We start from the raw sequence: 15,348 nt of genomic DNA, 5'->3' as shown, positions 1-15,348 counted from the left end.
GACTATTCCCTCTTTTCCACGACAAATGCTTCATTTAACCCTTGTTCGATCCATTTGGTTTGTGAATCGAGCAATGAATCTCCTGTCATCTCTTGAAAGAAATGACTGATCAAAGTCTGTGGATCGGTTTCTCGTGTCGTTATTTGTCTTTTTTTTGTCTGTTCCCGTCCATTCAACCGTTCGACAGATAAAATAAACGGATAAATTTTTCGCAACTGATTCATCATATTTGGGATCACAGCACGATCCGTCAGCAGAAAATGCCAAAACGCCTCACGATCCAGATCACGGTAAAAAACCGGATCGATCAACTCCTCAAAGGACGCCGTCAGCTGCTGGATATCCCTTTTTGGTGTCAGCGGAATAAATTCATTGGTATCTTTTACGGTATCAACAAGATAGATCCCTTTTTGGTTCGTCCGTTCAGAAAGAGAAAATTTCAGCGGTGAGCCGCTGTAGCCGATTTTCGGATGTTTCAGAGCCGTATTGGCATGTAAATGGCCTAAAACCACCCGATCAAAAGGTGCAAAAGCGGTGGTCGGCACACTGTCCAATCCGCCAACTTGAATTTTCGTTTCAGAATCCGTTTGGCTAGCGCCCGCCACAAAGAAATGGGTCACTAACACTTGTTTTTTTGACGAATCAAAGTGCTTGGTCATCTCCTCAATCACTCTTTGGACACTATCTGAAATTTTCATTAACGGTTCGTCAAAAAATATCCGGGCCTCGATCGGTTCGAAATAAGGCAGTAAAAAGAATTGTGTATCGTCAAACTCAACCGGTTGCAAACTTTGTTCGATGCTGGTGGACAGATAAAAACGTGTTTGCTGAAACCACTGACTACCGGTTTCTAGTCGCGTTGGGCTATCATGGTTTCCTGAGATAGCCAATAATGGAAGTTCATTCGTTAAATTGATTTCAGCGATTTTTTCATTTAGTAATTTGACTGCATCAACAGCAGGAACAGAACGATCATAAAGGTCCCCCGCAATGACGATGGCATCGACCTTTTCTGTTCTTGCTAGCGCTATGATTTGATCAATGATTGCTCGTTGGTCTTCCAGCAGATCATAGCCATGTAGTTTTTTTCCGATGTGCCAATCAGCTGTATGTATAAAGCGCATTTCTTCACCTTCTTAAAAAATATCCTTCCAATCATTATACCACTTTCCCTGATAGTTAGACATCTCTCTTCCAGCGAAATTTCATTTACCGCCCATTTTTGATAAAAATAACGAGCACCTAACATCATTATGTTGAAATTTTTTTTCAATGATAAATATATACCTTGAAATATAATTACACTTCATTTACAATGAGTGTGAAATCGAATTCAACAATCGCTTTCATCACTATTTTATAAAGAAAGGAGAAACGCTATGCTTGCAATAGGACTCATGTCAGGAACCAGTTTGGATGGGATCGACGCTGCTTTAGTAAAAATCAATGGCTGCGGCACCGAAACTGCTGTACAGCTGATGGAAATGGTCACACTACCCATTGGTGAAGAATTGAAGGAACGAATAAAAACCGCTTGTGATCCAGGGGAATCAAATGTTCCCCTCATCTGCCAATTAAATACTGAATTAGGGTATCAATTTTTGAAAGCGTGTCAAATCCTCTGCCAAAAAGCTGGTATTGAAGAAAAAAGCATTGATTTTGTTGCCAGCCACGGACAAACGATCTGGCACTCCCCCGATGCTGATCCAGCGAAAAACAGCACCTTGCAAATTGGCGAACCTTCGATTATCGCTTATGGCTTACAAACGAAAGTCGTTGCCGATTTTCGAGTGATGGATATGGCTGCTGGTGGTCAAGGCGCCCCTCTTGTTCCTTATACAGACTATCTGCTCTATCAATCAGACACCAAAAATCGTTTGCTGCAAAATATTGGCGGCATCGGCAATGTTACTGTACTACCAAAAAGTGGCGGCTTAAACGAGCTGTATGCCTTTGATACAGGTCCAGGGAATATGGTCATCGATGAATTAATGGTTCAGCTATTCGGTCAGCCTTATGATGCGTTTGGTGAAACAGCCCGAGCGGGAGCAATTATACCCACCTTGCAAAAGGAATTAAGAACTCATTTTTATTTGTCCCAGCAACCGCCGAAAAGCACCGGGCGTGAGCTTTTTGGAAAACAATTCGTGCAGCAGTTATTGACCAAGTATCCCGAAGCAGCACCTGAAGACTTGGTGAGGACTTTAACCGATTTCACCGCTTTTTCCATCGCTGACAGTTACCAACGGTTCATTTTTCCTCAGTTGGGAACAAACGATATGGAAGTGATTCTCTCGGGCGGCGGTGCCCATAATCATCTGCTGATTGAGCTGATCCAAGGCTATTTACCCGAATCAGTAGCCGTTGTAACACAAGATGACATTGGCGGTTCGAACGATGCCAAAGAAGCGGTGGCTTTTGCCATCTTAGGAAATGAAACCCTTCACAGCCGTGTCAATAATGCCCCTGCAGCAACCGGGGCAGCCCAAGGCGTGATTTTAGGAAAAATCATTCCGAATCCATGGGAAGCAAAAATGTGAAACACCTTAGGAGGATAAACCATGTTAGATAAATTCACTCAATTCATCGAGCGCCATTTGGCAGGACCAATGGAAAAACTTGGCAGCCAGCGTCACTTGCGGGCGGTTCGTGACGGGATCGTCTCAACCTTGCCATTGATCATCGTCAGTTCGTTCTTTATGATTTTAGCCTTTCCACCGCTGCCTCAAAGTTGGGGCATCTATCAATTCTTGTCTAGCAATGCCACAACGATCTTATTGCCTTATCGAATGACGATGTACATTATGAGCTTGTATGCGGCATTTGGGATCGGATACAGTCTTTCTCGCTCTTATAAGCTTGATGGTCTTTCTGGTGGGATCCTAGCTACGACCGCCTTCTTACTGACCTTCACCCCGGTCAATATCCCAGCAGAAGCTTTGGATGCTGCTGGAACGGTCGGCTTTGTCTTACCAATGGCCAATTTAGGGAGTGCTGGAATGTTCGTGGCGATCATCACCTCGATCCTTGCTGTTGAAATCTATCGATTAACGGACAAATCGAAATTTAAAATCACGATGCCAGAACAAGTCCCACCAGCAGTCGCTCGCTCTTTCGAAGCCTTGACCCCTACTTTAGTCATTATTTTAGGAATGGGCGCGATCACTTACTATATCGGTTTTGACTGGCACACGATCGTTGCAAAAGTCGTCGATCCTTTAGTCAGTGCCGCAGATACCTTGCCAAGTGTACTTTTGATCACCTTCTTGACGACCTTCTTCTGGTCATTCGGGATCCATGGTGCTTCTATCGTTGGGTCACTGGCTCGTCCATTATGGTTACAGTTGTTAGAAGGAAATACCACAGCGCTTGCTTCAGGAGATATGATTCCCAATATCGCAGCCGAACCATTTTATCAATGGTTCATCTGGATTGGTGGGGCGGGTTCAACGATTGGTTTGGCTATCTTGTTAGCGTTTCGCACCAAATCGGAATTCGGTTCAAAACTAGGAAAAACAGCCTTAATCCCAGCTATTTTCAACATCAACGAACCACTGATTTTTGGTACACCGATCGTTTTGAACCCAATCTTGATCCCACCTTTCATCATTGCACCACTGATCAATGGCGTCATTGCGTGGGTCGCTACCTCAGCTGGTTTAGTCAATGCAGTTACGGTCAATGCCCCTTGGACATTGCCTGGACCCATTGGCGCTTTCTTAGCGACTGGCGGCGATTGGCGTGCGATCGTGCTAAATGTTCTTTTGATTCTTTTATCGATCCTGATCTATTACCCATTCGTAAAAATCTATGACAAAAACGAATTGGAAAAAGAAAATCAACCAGTCGCACAATAATGTGTAAATAACGGTCGTACGAAGTACCCACCAAGACAAACAGAAGAAGCGTTCCTCAGCAGCTTTTTCCAATGCCAAGAGGTGCTTCGTGCGGTTTTTTTAGAAAGAAGGAAAACCATTGAAACGAGAAATTGGCCTTTCGATTTACCCCGACCATAGCGATCCGTTACTGGATCAAGACTATTTAAAAAAAGCTGCTGCCCTTGGTTACTCTCGCTTATTTATGAGTATGCTAGAAGTCAGTGAAGGCAAAGAGACCGTCAGAAAAAAATTCTCTTCGATTATCGGGTTTGCCAAGAACCTTGGCTTTGAAACGATAGTAGATATTTCGCCAGCTGTTTTTAGTGATCTGGCGATCTCTTATGACGATCTTAGCTTCTTTGCAGAATTAGGTGCGGACGGTATCCGCTTGGATCAAGGGTTTGATGGCAATAAAGAAGCCCAGCTGACCTTTAATCCATTTGGCTTGGCGATTGAATTGAATATGAGTAATGATGTGAACTATTTAGAAAATATCCTTTCTTACCAAGCCAATGAACCTTTTTTATATGGCTGCCACAATTTTTACCCCCAACGAGGCACAGGCTTAACGGAGGCTTTTTTCCGCAGCTGCAGCCAACGTTTCAAAAAATATGGGTTGAAAACAGCCGCCTTCATCACTAGTCAATCAGCCAAAATTGGTCCTTGGGAAGTCAATGATGGTCTGCCAACCTTAGAATCTTGTCGCGATTTACCATTGGCGCTGCAAGGAAAGCTGCTTTTTGCTTCTGGGTTGATCGATACGGTGATTATTGGCAATGCCTATGCGTCGGATGCAGAACTGAAAGCTCTGGCGGCGATCGATCGCTACAAACTGACCTTTGGCGTTTCCGTAGAAGCAGAAGCCAGCGAAATCGAACGGAGGATTTTAGCTGAAACCAATCATTTTCGTCGCGGTGACAGTAATGCGTTAGTCGCTCGTTCCACACAATCACGGGTGAAATACCGTCCCATCGAAAACCTCCCTCATACAAACCAAGAACCGTTTGCTTATGGGGACATCGTTATCGGCAATGATACCTTTGGTCAGTACAAAAACGAATTGCAGATCGTTTTGACCCCTCACCAAGACGCCCGAAAAAACAAAGTCGGCGCTATTCCCAAAGAGGAGTTGCCTTTGTTGGAATATTTGAAACCATGGACCAAATTTGCTTTCGAATTGTTGGATTAAATCGTTAGAAAAAAGCCGCTGATCACAAAAGGATCAGCGGCTTTTCTTGCGTATTAATCTTCTCTTTTGGACTCATCGATTTGATAAACAAATGACGGATCGATCGCTTGATCCAGTGTGTCAAATGCACCTTGGATGCGCCGTTCCACTTCCGCCAAGCCATCTTTGTCCATCTTTTTGATGTCACTGATGTCAATGGGCTCCCCAAAGCGGACAGTCACTCGCTTGCGTTTAAATAAATCCTTTAACGTCAGCGGTCCTTGATAAACAGAGGGAACGATCTTGACTTTGGCCATTTTTGCGATCAACGCCATGCCACCTTTTAAAGCCGTTGCATGTCTGGTACCACTTGGAAACATGATCAAGCTAAGATCGGTTTCCTTCAAGATTTTGACTGGCGTCTTTACCGCACTGGGTCCCGGTTTGTCCCGTTTGACTGGAAAAGCATTGGCATGGATCAAAATGAACCGTAAAATCGGGTTTTTGAACAGCTCTTCTTTCGCCATAAAACTAAATTTCTTTGGCCGAGCAGCCACTGCTAGGTACAATGGATCCCACCAGGTTCGGTGAGGAGCCACTAAAATATAGTTTTCATTTTTAGGTAAAACCTCTTTGTTTTGATAACGAGCATTGCCGTTGATCAAAAATAATACTACGCGAACCACACCGCGCATAAAGCGAAAAAACATACTCATTTTCCTTTCTATTTCTCTCCTATTCAAGTATGCAAAAAAACGGTTTAAATGACAAGCATTTTTTAGCGTTTCCCATTATTCTTAATCGTAGTATAATACATTGAAATGAATTTAGAACAGGAGTATGCTTCATGTTGCAACCGAACGAACGCATCGACCAATTGTATGCCGATGACATCAAGATCATTCAAAGTTCCGAAGTTTTTTCTTTTTCATTAGATGCTGTCTTATTAGCAAATTACGCTAGAGTGCCAAAAAGAGGTGTGATCGTTGACCTTTGTGCAGGGAATGGTGCAGTCGGTTTATTTATCAGCAAAAAAACGACCGCTCATATTTATCAGGTCGAATTACAGGAACGCTTAGCGGATATGGCGCAGCGCAGTATCGAATTAAACGACTTGCAAGACCAGCTGACGGTCTATCCTATGGACTTGAAGGACCTCTTTCAAAAAATCAAACCTGATTCCGTCGATCTTTTGGTCTGCAATCCGCCTTATTTTAAAAATGTACCGACGGCGATCAAAAACCCGAATCCCTATTTAGCGATCGCACGGCACGAGATCACCACAACTTTAGATGAAGTGATCCAAACCGCCAGCAAAGCATTAAAAATGAACGGACGGTTTGCGATGGTTCATCGACCGGATCGCTTTCTCGATATTTTGGACCATATGCGTGCCCATCGAATCGCCCCAAAACGCGTCCGCTTCGTCTATCCGAAAGTAGGCAAAGAGGCAAATATTTTATTGATTGAAGGAATCAAGGATGGTAAGGCGGATGGCTTTAAAATTGATTCCCCTCTCATTACCTATGATGAAACAGGTGCCTATAGTTCAGAAGTGAAGGCGATGCTCTATGGCTGCTGAGAATCATTATTTTTATGTCTTGCGTTGCAACGATCAGTCCTTCTACGGTGGTTATACCACAGATTTGAGTCGCCGCGTATTAGAGCACAACAAAGGGATCGGGGCAAAATATACCCGTCCTGCTAGTCGCAGACCTGTGCAAATGATTCATGCAGAAAGCTTTTCCACTCGCAGTGAAGCCACTCAAGCAGAAGCCGCCTTCAAAAAATTGTCTCGCAAAAAGAAAGAGGACTACCTGAGCAGCCATAGCGAGAGTAATGTTATCTGACCAAGCAAAAAAACTACCTGCGCAAGGAAGATTCCTGCTTGAGGAAACTTCCTTGCGTGACTTAGGTAATTTTCTTTTATGGTTATTCATTCCTATTCGGTAACGCCCATTGGGTTTGACTTTTCCCGAATTCTTTCGGGATCACAGAATCAACGGATTGATATTCGAGGGTTTCTTGGGTCTTTGGAATCGTAATTGCCGTTAAATAGTTGTTGGTTTCGGAATAGAATCCAATTGTTTCAAAGGAAGGATCCGTCAAATGGTATTGAACCCCCTGCAGTTTAGCAGTTGTTTCCTCTTCCACAAATGTCGGTTGATAGCGAGCATAGTAAATCTGGGCGCCCATTTTAAAATATACGGAGTTATGCGCAGAACCAAGATATTCAATCTCCCGTTCCACCGGTATTGCTTGATAGATCCCTAAAGTTTCAATCGCTTCATTGCTTTGGATGCGCTGATAAATTGCTGTAGTATCAGATTCGTAATATTTATAGCCTAGAAACATTTTTTCGCGGTCTCGGATATTCGGTGTGATCAGCGCATTATACGTTTTGAATTCACCATACATTTGATCACCAATAAAAAAACCTAATAGACACGTAACGACTATGCCGCCAAGCAATAGCGTCACTTTCGGGTTGCGGTTTTCTCGATAAAGCAGAACCATCAGGAACCCTAATAACGCAATCAAACCAACCACCATGAGAATTGGTAGGATCACATAGTAAAAACGCTCACTTTGCAGCCATTTTTCGCTCGTCATAAATGCAATCATTTTTTCTTCCCCTTCGATTCCTCCCTACCCACTGTTTTTCCCTTGGTCAAACAGTAGAAGGATCGTCCTTTCATCCCTTTTCTTGTCAGTGACTCTTACGACGCACAATTCACATGTAAATTCTTATGAAATTAATTTTACCATAAGTATGTATAAAAGATAAGTATTCGTTGGATTGATTTTCACGACCAGCATCCATTGACAAAAGGAGGGTTTTATCAGATAATATTGATGCTAATCGGGAATGAATGTCTCCCTCAGTTCTTACTGAAACCGCAATTTTGCTAATGACTTCTACCACTTTTTTTAGTGTGTAGTAGTCATTTTTTATTTTCACTCGTTCGTCATAGTTGCAAGAGCATTATTCCTATATTTTTTAAAGGATCGTGATAGAAATGAAGAAACAAAAAACCACGTATTTTGAACTGGTTGCATTAGGATTGCTCAGTCTAGTGATTGGGGTGTTTGCTGGAGCCGTCGATACTTTCTTTGGTATAATCCTACTTTCCTTAAGTGCCTTTCGTGAAAATCATTTTTTGCCCTTGATTCTCTTTTTACCAATTATCGGTATTTGCTTTACTTTCCTGTTCCAAAAGTATGGTGACCGAAGTCCTCAAGGAATGAATCTAGTGTTTTTAGTCGGACATGAAGAAGAAAAAGACATTCCGTTGCGCTTGATCCCATTTGTGATGGTGGGAACCTGGCTAACGCATTTATTTGGAGGAAGTGCCGGCAGAGAAGGGGTGGCAGTTCAATTAGGAGCCACCATTGCCAATCGTTTAGGAAAATGGCTGCGACTAGAAAAGTATGCCAGCACCCTGATCATGATTGGGATGGCTGCGGGATTTGCTGGTTTATTTGAAACCCCGATCGCTGCGACGTTCTTCGCACTGGAGGTACTTGTCATCGGTAAATTCAGTCATCATGCACTCTTACCGACTTTGCTGGCTGCTTTCACCGCTAGTACGACTTCTCAATTGTTAGGATTAGAAAAGTTTAGTTTTGCTTTGTCACCGTCCCCCGATTTGACTTTGGCTGTTTTTCTGAAATTACTTTTGATTGGCTTACTATTTGGTATTGTTGGCGGCAGTTTTGCGGGATTATTAGAAACGATGAAACGGATCATGAAACGACGGTTTCCTCATCCTCTCTGGCGTATCGGCATCGGTTCACTCGTACTGGTCTTACTTTTTGTCCTTTTGTACCATGGTCGTTATTCAGGTTTAGGAACGAATTTGATCAGCGCCAGTTTTGCTGATCAACCCATTTATTCTTATGACTGGCTGTTTAAGTTGGTGTTAACCGTACTGACCATCAGTATTGGTTTTTTGGGTGGGGAAGTCACCCCTTTGTTTGCGATCGGCGCCTCTTTGGGCGTCGTGCTGGCACCACTCTTTGGACTGCCCATTGAACTGGTGGCAGCCCTAGGCTATGCCAGTGTCTTTGGCAGTGCTACTAGTACTTTATTTGCACCAATCTTTATCGGTGGGGAAGTTTTTGGTTTTGAAAATCTGCCCTTGTTTGTGATCGTCTGCTCCGTCGCCTACTTTGTCAGCAACCCCTATAGTATCTATCCCTTACAAAAGTCATTGGCAGATGGGAAATGATGTACTTTTGATCCCTCATCCAGAGCAAAAGAAAAAACCGCGAACAAATCGCGGTTTTTTTCTTATTTCGCACGTTTCAAGTAGGTACCTTCAGCTGTATTGATTTCTAGCATTTCGCCTTCTTCAACAAAGTCAGGAACATTGACAACTAAGCCCGTTTCCATCGTTGCTGGCTTGCCTGAACCAGTCACAGTCGCCCCTTTGATTGATGGCTGTGTTTCAACGACTTTCAAGATCACACTTGATGGTAATTGCACGCCGATTACTTCGCTGCCGAAGAATTGGATTTTTACTTCCATATTTTCAAGAATGAATTTCATTTCTTCTTCGACCACTTCAACTGGAATTTCGTATTGTTCATACGTTTCCAGGTCCATGAAGAATGCTGTATCATCCATTGTGTACAAATATTGTACAGCTTTCGTATCGATATGCGCTTTTTCAAATTTTTCTTCGGGACGGAAGGTTGTATCGTAAGTCGAACCAGTCCGAACGTCTCGTAATTTCATACGCATAACCGTATTTCCCTTACCTGGTTTGTGATGGCTAGCATCTAATACTTTGATAAGTTTGCCGTCTTGAACGAATGTCATTCCAGCTCTTAAGTCACTTGCATTGATCATAATTTTGAAATCTCCTTCACTATGTGATAATCCTTGTCTATTGTATCAAAAAAAGCTGCTTTATTCTAGCTAAATCAGTGGGAAGGTCGCACAAGTTTACGGCGTTTCTCCATATAGTGAGGGTCATACTCATCTGTCTCAATATAAATATAGACTTTTTTATCTGCCATCTGGTGTCGAATCTCGGCTTCAATCTCATTAATGATCTCATAGCCGACCTCTTCTTGTTTTGCGGCAATATCAACTTTTGCCGCAATCAAAATTTCTGCTGGTCCTAAATGCACCGTTTTAACATCAATCAAGCGATCAACATCTGGCCGTTCAAATGCTCTTTTGATCACTGATAGATCCCGTTTTGTGACACTTTCGCCAATCAGTAGACTATAAAATTCGCGGGCTAAGAAAATGGCTGCTACCATCAATAAGAGACCAATCAATAAACCACTGAAGGCATCAAAAAATGCATTCCCCGTAATCATGGTTAAAATCGTACCAAATAGTGCGATCATTAGGCCGATCATTGCACAAAAGTCTTCTGTGAAAATAATCAGAATCTCACTATGCCGACTTTCTTTCAAAAAACGATAGATTGGTTGACGTTCCACATTCAGTTCGCGGATCTCCTTGACAGCGATCCACAACGAACTTCCTTCAACGATCATCCCGAAAATCAAAATAGCGATCACCAACCAAGCGTTACCAACTTCATGGGCAGGATGCAGCAGCTTTTCTACCGCTTCCATCACACCGAGTGCGCCCCCACCAAAGAAGAGCATCATGGCAACGATCGTGCTGAAAAAATATTTCGCTCGACCTTCACCAAACTGATGCAGTTCACTTTGTCCCTTTGTTGCCCGTTTATCCCCGATCAACAAAAAGATTTGATTGCTACAATCTACGACACTATGAATGCTTTCATTCAGCATGGCCGCACTGCCACTTAGTGCATAACCGACAAACTTACTGATTGCCACCAAAATGTTTGAGATCAAGGCAGCGATGACCGCCATCATGCCATTTGCTTTCTTTTCCACACCTAACGCTTCCTCTCATCAATAAACTCCCTGCTTTATACTCAGCTATTCTTCTCGAATGAATCACGGCTGACTAAACGCCTTCAATCAACAGGTGTTTGTTTTTTCAACTTTGCTTCTCGGCGGCTGATTTTTTTGGTCCAAAAACCGCCTGAAATATACTTGGGTTCATAACTGATGATGAACGCTCGTTCTTCCACTGCTTTGATCGTCTGATAGAGCTTTTTCTCACTTTTTCTTTGGGAGAGAATCTCTAAAATCAGTCGCGGTCCTTCTAAGCCTTCTCCATAACTTTGTGTAACTCCGTAGCCTTCTTGTCGTAAGATCTTAGGCAAACTTTTTTCCTCATCCGTATTACTAGGCAAGATCACGGTAACCATTGTGTACCCGAGAGCCAGCTTATCTTCGATTTTGATCCCGATACTGACTCCAGCGGCATAGCCTAGCGCATAGAACAAGAGATTCAGTGGGTTATCCAAACGATCCAATACCATAGATAATCCTAAAATATAGATCGTGATCTCAATCATACTCACTAATGGGGCAATCACACGATACCCTTTCATTGTCAATAAAAATCGCAATGTATTCAATGTAACATAGGCGAGATTGATAAAGAAAATCATCGCCAGCATTTGTAGATCAACTTCCATCTTTGATTCCCCCTTGTTCTTAGCATATCAAAAGGTCAGCGAAAATTAAAATATTTGAGCAGGAGTTAACTACTAAAACACTATAATAAAATCAATCAACCACCTCCATGAATAATAGCACCGTTTTTTTCAAAGACGCTCAGAAAATGAGTACACAATTTGCGATTCACTCCCTTTCATAATCTACAAAAACCAGTTTCTCCATCGAGTGATGCAGACCTCCGACTGTCATACATTCATTTGTTACAATGACTACTCAAAAAACCAGTTAGATTTAAGCTTCTAACTGGTTTGATCCGTATTCTTTCTTTCAATTCTGGTTCCTGCTGTTTGTTTGCTTTTTGCTAAGTTACTCCGAACGAAAATAACCGTTTGCTGAATCCTCCCGTTGATCGTCTTCAATCATTCCTTGTAAAGAACGATCTAGAACGGACCGCTTCTTATCACTATTTTTTTTGTTATTAGCGCGAAACTCACTACGAGTCATGCCCACCGATTGGGGGCGATTGAATTTCTTTACCGTCGGATCATTTTCTTCTTTGACTTGGTAGGCTGCTGGTTCGTTATCAAATAACAAATAACTCTCTTGTTTTTTTGCCATTGCATCCATCAGGTCATCAGACGTAATTTCTGGTTTTTGTTCATCAGGGATTATTGAAGCTGGGATATATTTAGGAACAAAATACGAACGACCTGAGTACTCTTTTTTTGGTGATGAAGCTACTTCCGCTCGTTCTTGTTTGCTTGTGACTTGATACGAAGAGTGCTTAGCATCCTTACCAAAAAAATTGGTTTTTCCTGTCGGCATCTGCTCTTTCACCGGACGTTTTCCATACTGAGGTAAGTTGGCACGGTGGTTGGCGAGTTCTTCTTTTTGACGCACATTATGTCCGCGATCCCGTTGGCTTGACTGCACTTTACGCTGCAAAGATTGATTTTCTTCCTTGTGAGAATGACTCACGGTATCTTTGATTTCTGTTAAAATCCAATCATCTGCTTTACTGAAGGCGGGGCGATGCTCAGATTGCAGTTTCACACCATCTGTATCATCATACGCAGGAAAACGGAAGTGTTTTCGTTTCACATCTAAATAATTTGCCACTGTACTCATCCTCTTACATGCATTTTTTTCATCATACCACAAATAAAAGAGAATTTCACGAAAGACTACACCATTTCAACCGAAGTCACTTCAACTGTTCCCCAAGGGAGGCACTGACTCCGTCAAGCTTGCCGCATTTGGTTCTTTGATATGGGCAAATAATGGATCGATCTGCCAAATATCTGCTGCATAATTTCGCACCGTTTCATCCGCTGAAAACTTCCCAGCATTCGCAATGTTCATTAGACTGATTTTTTGCCAGCGATGGGTATCTTGATAAGCAATATCTACCCGATGCTGTGCATCACAATAGGCGTGGAAATCTCTTAATAAAAAGTACTCATCATTGTATTTCAAAAGTGAATCAAAGATCTCGCGACCTTCTACTTGGATATTCGGGATCGTCCCATCTATAAAGGCATTGACTACCCGTTGTAATACTGGATCTGACTCATAATACGCATAGGCAGAATAATTACGCTGGGCGTAATACTGATACACTTCTTCTTCCGTTAGCCCAAAGATCGCAATGTTTTCATCACCGATCGCATCTCGAATCTCAATATTCGCACCATCTAAAGTGGCGATCGTTACTGCCCCATTCAGCATTAATTTCATATTACTTGTTCCCGATGCTTCTTTTGAAGCCAACGAAATTTGTTCACTGACATCCGCTGCTGGAATAATTTTTTCTGCCAAAGAAACATTGTAATTTTCTAAAAAGACAACTTTGATTTTGTCATTGATGCTTTCATCATGATTGATCAGATTCGCCACTTCATTGATGACTTTGATGATTGATTTGGCATAATGATAGCTTGGTGCTGCTTTAGCGCCAAAGATAAAGACTCTTGGATGAAACGTTGCAGTCGGATCGTCTTTGACCTCAAAGTAGAGCTTCAAGATGTGCATGAGATTTAACAATTGTCGCTTGTAGGCATGTAGTCGTTTGATTTGCACATCAAAGATTGCTGTTGGGTCAACTGTGACACCAGTCGTATGTTGAATGTAACGAGCCAGCGCTCGTTTATTGCTCATTTTTGCGTCGGCAATTTGTTGCAGAACGGTTTCGTCCTCATAATAGTTTTTGAGCAGTTGCAGGTCTAATGGATCATTGCGCCAGCTTGTACCGATGGACTGATCCAGCACTTTGGCTAATGGTTGATTGGCTAGCTGAAGCCAACGCCGTTGCGCGATGCCGTTGGTCTTATTGTTGAAACGGGCAGGATAAATAAGATAAAAGTCATGGAGTACCACTGATTTTAGTAAATCAGAATGGAGCTTGGCTACGCCATTGACACTGTGGCTGCCGACGATCGCGAGATGTGCCATATGGACTTGATCATCAATAATGATTCGCGTCCGTTCCAGTAAGGCTTGCGGATGGACCCCTTGCATCGTTTCCACAAAACGGCGATCAATTTCTTTGATGATCTGATCCATTCTTGGCAAAACTTCTTCAATCATGCGCACAGGCCATTTTTCTAAAGCTTCCGCCATAATCGTATGGTTCGTATAACTCATGACTTTCACGGTAATCGACCACGCTTTTTCCCAAGCAAGACCTTCTTCATCAACTAAAATGCGCATCAGTTCTGGGACACAAAGGGCTGGGTGCGTATCATTGATGTGGATCGCTACTCGTTCACTCATCATGGCCAAAGGTAAATTCAATTTTTTATAATAACGGACGATACTTTGGATCCCTGCAGATACAAAAAAGTATTCTTGCATCAGCCGAGTCCGTTTGCCTGTCTCATTAGAATCATCAGGATACAAGACCGCTGTCAGATTTTCCAATGCTTGACGCGATTCTAGTGTGGCATAGTGCGCCTCATCTTCTGCAGGGACCTCAACACTCCATAAGCGCAAGGTGTTGAGATGGTGATTTTGATAGCCAACCATTGCTGTATCATAAGGTACCGCCCGCCAGGTAAAGCCACCTTCATAGACTGGGGCTAATTTTCCGTCCTCTCCGGTAACGAGATAGACCTGTCCGCCGAAACGAATTGGCACCGCCTTGCTTTCTTTGCGGACTTCCCAAACATTCCCCGAACGCAACCAATCATCGGGCAATTCTACTTGATGACCGTCAATAAATTTTTGTTTAAATAATCCGTAGCGATAGCGGATCCCATTGCCATTTCCCGGCAAACCTAAAGAAGCTAATGAATCCATAAAACAAGACGCCAAGCGACCAAGTCCCCCGTTGCCTAAAGCCATGTCTTTTTCTGTTTCCGCAACATCGTCAAGTGAAACCCCTAGCTCTTCAAAAACGGCTTCTGCTTGCTCAAACAGCTGCATATTCAACAGATTACTCTTTAACATTTTGCCGGGTAAAAATTCGATAGAAAAATAATACGCTTGTTTTTGATCCTCCAACAAGAGATTTTTTCTGGTCTGGCGCCAGTCTTCTGAATACATTTGCTTCACAACATTGGCTAGTGCCTGAAACAATTCCTGCGGCGATGCTTCATCGATCTCTATCGCAAACAGTTCGTGCACGTTGGTTTCTAGCAGTTCACGCAATCGTTCTTTTGTCATAGGGTTACACTCCTTTATGCTAACCGTTTATAAAAAAGAAGAATTCTTGCCGCTAGAATGGCTAGTCATACAACTAGCCGTTCTGTTGCAGACAAGGATTCTTCTGTCTTAAAA

The 15,348-nt window shown here is 42.7% G+C and carries 14 protein-coding genes and 1 riboswitch; of the genes, 6 read left to right on the top strand and 8 right to left on the bottom strand.

Going from position 1 to position 15,348, the window contains the following annotated elements:
- Window positions 1–2: 2 nt before the first annotated feature.
- On the bottom strand, window positions 3–1,124 hold the full coding sequence (locus ENLAB_RS15025) for an exonuclease SbcCD subunit D (protein WP_244351853.1): 1,122 nt from the start codon (window positions 1,122–1,124) through the stop codon (window positions 3–5).
- A gap of 255 nt (window positions 1,125–1,379) precedes the next feature.
- On the opposite strand from ENLAB_RS15025, the gene anmK reads away from it, so the two are divergent.
- From anmK to ENLAB_RS15010, 3 genes are all read left to right on the top strand, one after another.
- A complete protein-coding gene (anmK, locus tag ENLAB_RS15020) occupies window positions 1,380–2,540 on the top strand; it encodes an anhydro-N-acetylmuramic acid kinase AnmK (RefSeq protein ID WP_244351850.1) in 1,161 nt (386 codons plus the stop codon).
- A 21-nt stretch (window positions 2,541–2,561) separates the two neighbouring features.
- On the top strand, window positions 2,562–3,857 hold the full coding sequence (locus ENLAB_RS15015; protein WP_005229683.1) for a PTS sugar transporter subunit IIC: 1,296 nt from the start codon (window positions 2,562–2,564) through the stop codon (window positions 3,855–3,857).
- A 118-nt stretch (window positions 3,858–3,975) separates the two neighbouring features.
- On the top strand, window positions 3,976–5,067 hold the full coding sequence (locus ENLAB_RS15010; protein WP_081119128.1) for a DUF871 domain-containing protein: 1,092 nt from the start codon (window positions 3,976–3,978) through the stop codon (window positions 5,065–5,067).
- Between the two features lie 53 nt (window positions 5,068–5,120).
- Here the strand turns inward: ENLAB_RS15010 and ENLAB_RS15005 are convergent, their stop codons facing one another.
- Entirely contained in the window at window positions 5,121–5,756 is a 636-nt protein-coding gene (locus ENLAB_RS15005; RefSeq protein WP_081119129.1) for a lysophospholipid acyltransferase family protein, read from the bottom strand.
- Between the two features lie 137 nt (window positions 5,757–5,893).
- On the opposite strand from ENLAB_RS15005, the gene ENLAB_RS15000 reads away from it, so the two are divergent.
- Window positions 5,894–6,628, top strand: a complete 735-nt coding sequence (locus ENLAB_RS15000; RefSeq protein WP_077452528.1) for a tRNA1(Val) (adenine(37)-N6)-methyltransferase — start codon at window positions 5,894–5,896, stop codon at window positions 6,626–6,628.
- Window positions 6,618–6,896 carry a GIY-YIG nuclease family protein gene (locus tag ENLAB_RS14995; RefSeq protein WP_081119130.1) on the top strand — a complete coding sequence of 93 codons (279 nt, stop codon included), beginning with the start codon at window positions 6,618–6,620 and terminating at the stop codon, window positions 6,894–6,896. The genes ENLAB_RS15000 and ENLAB_RS14995 overlap by 11 nt, the downstream gene beginning before the upstream one ends.
- 82 nt (window positions 6,897–6,978) lie before the next feature.
- On the opposite strand, the gene ENLAB_RS14990 is transcribed toward ENLAB_RS14995, so the two are convergent.
- Entirely contained in the window at window positions 6,979–7,671 is a 693-nt protein-coding gene (locus ENLAB_RS14990; RefSeq protein ID WP_081119131.1) for a hypothetical protein, read from the bottom strand.
- A gap of 231 nt (window positions 7,672–7,902) precedes the next feature.
- Window positions 7,903–7,975, top strand: a riboswitch (Fluoride riboswitch).
- A 91-nt stretch (window positions 7,976–8,066) separates the two neighbouring features.
- Here ENLAB_RS14990 and ENLAB_RS14985 point away from each other — a divergent pair.
- Window positions 8,067–9,278 carry a chloride channel protein gene (locus ENLAB_RS14985; RefSeq protein WP_244351848.1) on the top strand — a complete coding sequence of 404 codons (1,212 nt, stop codon included), beginning with the start codon at window positions 8,067–8,069 and terminating at the stop codon, window positions 9,276–9,278.
- Between the two features lie 62 nt (window positions 9,279–9,340).
- Here the strand turns inward: ENLAB_RS14985 and efp are convergent, their stop codons facing one another.
- From efp to ENLAB_RS14960, 5 genes are all read right to left on the bottom strand, one after another.
- Window positions 9,341–9,901 (bottom strand): elongation factor P, encoded by a 561-nt coding sequence (gene efp / locus ENLAB_RS14980; protein WP_005229668.1) that lies wholly within the window; start codon window positions 9,899–9,901, stop codon window positions 9,341–9,343.
- Between the two features lie 74 nt (window positions 9,902–9,975).
- Entirely contained in the window at window positions 9,976–10,914 is a 939-nt protein-coding gene (locus ENLAB_RS14975) for a cation diffusion facilitator family transporter (protein WP_439711701.1), read from the bottom strand.
- 104 nt (window positions 10,915–11,018) lie between these two features.
- Window positions 11,019–11,588: a DUF2179 domain-containing protein gene (locus ENLAB_RS14970; protein WP_081119133.1), complete on the bottom strand. Its 570-nt coding sequence runs from the start codon at window positions 11,586–11,588 to the stop codon at window positions 11,019–11,021.
- Between the two features lie 349 nt (window positions 11,589–11,937).
- Complete coding sequence (locus tag ENLAB_RS14965) at window positions 11,938–12,699, bottom strand: hypothetical protein (protein ID WP_086292720.1); 762 nt, start codon at window positions 12,697–12,699, stop codon at window positions 11,938–11,940.
- An 81-nt stretch (window positions 12,700–12,780) separates the two neighbouring features.
- Window positions 12,781–15,234, bottom strand: coding sequence for a glycogen/starch/alpha-glucan phosphorylase (locus ENLAB_RS14960; protein ID WP_244351846.1), 2,454 nt, complete (start codon window positions 15,232–15,234; stop codon window positions 12,781–12,783).
- Window positions 15,235–15,348: the final 114 nt, after the last annotated feature.

The organism is Enterococcus innesii, from assembly GCF_022846515.1.
Lineage (GTDB): Bacteria > Bacillota > Bacilli > Lactobacillales > Enterococcaceae > Enterococcus_D > Enterococcus_D innesii.
This window is presented reverse-complemented; position numbering and strand designations above follow the sequence as displayed.